The sequence below is a fragment of the Brevibacillus borstelensis genome (assembly GCF_003710865.1).
Lineage (GTDB): Bacteria > Bacillota > Bacilli > Brevibacillales > Brevibacillaceae > Brevibacillus > Brevibacillus borstelensis.
The window spans coordinates 1-2,495 of sequence record NZ_RHHO01000079.1; the positions used below are offsets into that span (position 1 = coordinate 1).

Below are 2,495 nucleotides of genomic sequence, written 5' to 3' on the forward strand. Positions count from 1 at the left end.
TCTAAGGGGTGCACTTCAATGAGGATTCGTCCGTAAGCGGGGCTTGTTTTGTTTTGGGATCAAAGCGATTGTACGGATGCCAAGCTAGATCGCTTTTTCCATCGCGATGTGTTCAATTCCGGCTTCTTCAAACACTTCTCCTGCAGGAGTGTAGCCCAGCTTTTCGTAAAAGCGCTGCGCGTGGGTCTGTGCATTCAGCTTGAGGCGCTTGAAGCCTTGGCGGCGGGCAGTTTCCTCCATAGCGAGCATCAGCAGGCGTCCGAGCCCTGTGCCTCTCTCGCTTTGCAAAACAGCTACCCGCTCGATTTTGCCAACCTCGGGTGCGTACGGACGAAGACGGCTTGCTCCTACAGCCTGTTCTTCCTTATAAACGACAAAATGGATGGTTTCGGAGCCGATGCGGTCGTGCGAGTCAATCTCGATTTCCTCTGGAACCTGCTGCTCTTTAATGAAGACAGTGCGTCTTACTGAAAGAGCGTCTTGCATTTGCTTGTCAGTCTTGACCTCTTCGATTTGGTAGGGGCTCTTGGTTGAGGAGCTAGCCTCATGCGAGTCGTTCTTTTGGATTGGATTGTCTGTTTCGTTTGTTTGGTGGATTTTCGGTTCAGTCAATGGTTTTCTTCCTTTCATAGCGCTCGACGCGATGCAGTATCAAATCAAAAAGGAAAGGCCCTTCCGCAGCAGGGAAGGGCGCAAGGGGGAGGCCCCCATGTTTATTTTTTCAGCAGGAACGTCTGGTACACGCTCCAGATGCCGTCTTCCAGCTCGTAAATGAGATGGAAGCGGTCCACATCGGAGGTGAGGTCAAACTTGACCATGCTCAATTGTCCGGTAATGTCGCGCAGCTCATCATTGGAGAGGTCCCGGCCAATCGTGAGATGCGGTACGAATGCATACGTTTCCTTTTCTTGCACAACCTTTTCTACGATCTTGGCGTGGAGCTGTTCAAACGGCTCTTTGTTTTGGACCGCCAAGTAAATGACGTTGTTGGTCGGATGGAACGAAGAAACCCGGTGGAAATTGGCAGTAAAAGCTTCCGTGGAATTTGCAACCAGCTCCAAATGGCTTACCAAATGAGGCAGCTGAGATTCGTCGAGTTCAAATGCTTCTTTCAGGCGAATATACGGCGGGATCAAAGAGTAAGCTGGATCGTAACGTTTGCGGTATGAGTTGGCGACTTCTTGCACCTTGCTGGATGGAAATACAACGATACTGTACTTCATGTGAATCCCTCCTCTTTCGTTTCTACATATCCCATATAGCCCATGGAAAAATCCAATAAACTTATTTTAACAGAAAATTCTCCATTTGTGTAATCTTATGCGTCAGCCTGTATATTCCTCCCCGCTCGGGACAGACTGTTAAGGAGCAGGGAGGTGCTATATTCAATCGTGAAAACAGCTATGATGATCATCTTCATTTTTCTCGTTCTTCTGTTGCTGTCCCTCCTTACCTTTTCCCTCATCACCGCAATCCGCAAAACCGAATTCGACGAGGCGTTGGTCTCCCCGGGAAAAGAAGAAGGTCCTCAGGAAGAACAGACAAGGTAAGTTTACCCGAAAAGCGCAGGAAGAATGCGCCGCAGGTTGGCTTGCCAATAGCCCCACGTGTGGTCACCCGCAAAGGTCTCATAGGCCAGGGTGACCGTTTTTGTTTGCAAAATGTCGCGCAGCGCTTCGTTGGCCTGGAGCAAATCGAGGGTGCCGCGGCTCGTCTCTACCGCCGTTTCTTCGAGTCCAACCTCAAGATAGACATGCAACGGTACGGGGAAGTCGGACTCCTGCACCCGGCGGTTGAGGGCGGCGTCCATAGCGGCGGACTGGCAGGCCACCTGGCCGAAGGTATGAGGATAGGAGAGCGCTGCAAACAGCGAGACGACGCCTCCCAAAGACTCGCCCAATAGCGTGCGGGCCATGCCCAGCGGGTGGGTGGAGTAGCGGCTGTCTACGGCGCTGACGACTTCGTCCGCGAGAAAGCGCAGGTACTTTTGGTGTTCCGCCCCGTCCGGGTGGTAGCGGGCGTAGCGGCGTTCTTTGTCTACGGGAAGGAAAACGGAGATGAGATTCGGGATTTCCTTTTCCCGGTGCATTTCCTCAAGCAGAGTGGCGAGACGTCCCATTGACAGGTAGTCGTCGCCGTCCTGGACATACAGGACCGGATAGGAATAGAGCGGGGAATATCGCTCCGGCAGGTAGACGAGGAGACGCTCCGTCGTCCCCAGGTGTTTGCTGGTGAGGATCAGTTCGTCAAGTGCCACTGCGTTGTCCTCCTTTGGGGTGTTGGTTTTACTGTAGCAGAAAGGGAAGGGGGAGGAAAATAGCTTTTTGGGTTGTGGGGGAAGAAGCGGGTGAACCTGCTGGGGGGTGGTTTTCGTATTATACAGTCGTGTGGGGGGCTGGAGAGGCTGGGGGTGTCTGGGGGAGAGGTGTTTTTTGCGGGAGTAGGGGGAGGAGGGGAGCCTATCGGCTCCTTGGTTTGGATGGAGGGTGGTGTGG

At 52.9% G+C, this 2,495-nt stretch carries 4 protein-coding genes; 1 reads left to right on the forward strand and 3 read right to left on the reverse strand.

Going from position 1 to position 2,495, the window contains the following annotated elements; all coding sequences use genetic code 11:
• Window positions 1-84: 84 nt before the first annotated feature.
• A complete protein-coding gene (locus EDM54_RS25565; protein ID WP_051567433.1) occupies window positions 85-486 on the reverse strand; it encodes a GNAT family N-acetyltransferase in 402 nt (133 codons plus the stop codon).
• Window positions 487-713: 227 nt separating this feature from the next.
• Window positions 714-1,223 carry a 2'-5' RNA ligase family protein gene (locus EDM54_RS25570; protein WP_003386617.1) on the reverse strand — a complete coding sequence of 170 codons (510 nt, stop codon included), beginning with the start codon at window positions 1,221-1,223 and terminating at the stop codon, window positions 714-716.
• 153 nt (window positions 1,224-1,376) lie between these two features.
• Between EDM54_RS25570 and EDM54_RS26715 the strand changes: the two genes are divergently transcribed.
• Window positions 1,377-1,550: a hypothetical protein gene (locus EDM54_RS26715; RefSeq protein WP_170208424.1), complete on the forward strand. Its 174-nt coding sequence runs from the start codon at window positions 1,377-1,379 to the stop codon at window positions 1,548-1,550.
• A 2-nt stretch (window positions 1,551-1,552) separates the two neighbouring features.
• On the opposite strand, the gene EDM54_RS25575 is transcribed toward EDM54_RS26715, so the two are convergent.
• Window positions 1,553-2,257, reverse strand: a complete 705-nt coding sequence (locus EDM54_RS25575; protein WP_122959074.1) for an alpha/beta hydrolase — start codon at window positions 2,255-2,257, stop codon at window positions 1,553-1,555.
• Window positions 2,258-2,495: the final 238 nt, after the last annotated feature.

Bases quoted from the DNA above. Each gene is read 5' to 3' on its own strand.
- EDM54_RS25570 (WP_003386617.1), bottom strand. From the start codon at position 1,223: ATGAAGTACAGTATCGTTGTATTTCCATCCAGCAAGGTGCAAGAAGTC.
- EDM54_RS25565 (WP_051567433.1), bottom strand. From the start codon at position 486: ATGCAAGACGCTCTTTCAGTAAGACGCACTGTCTTCATTAAAGAGCAG.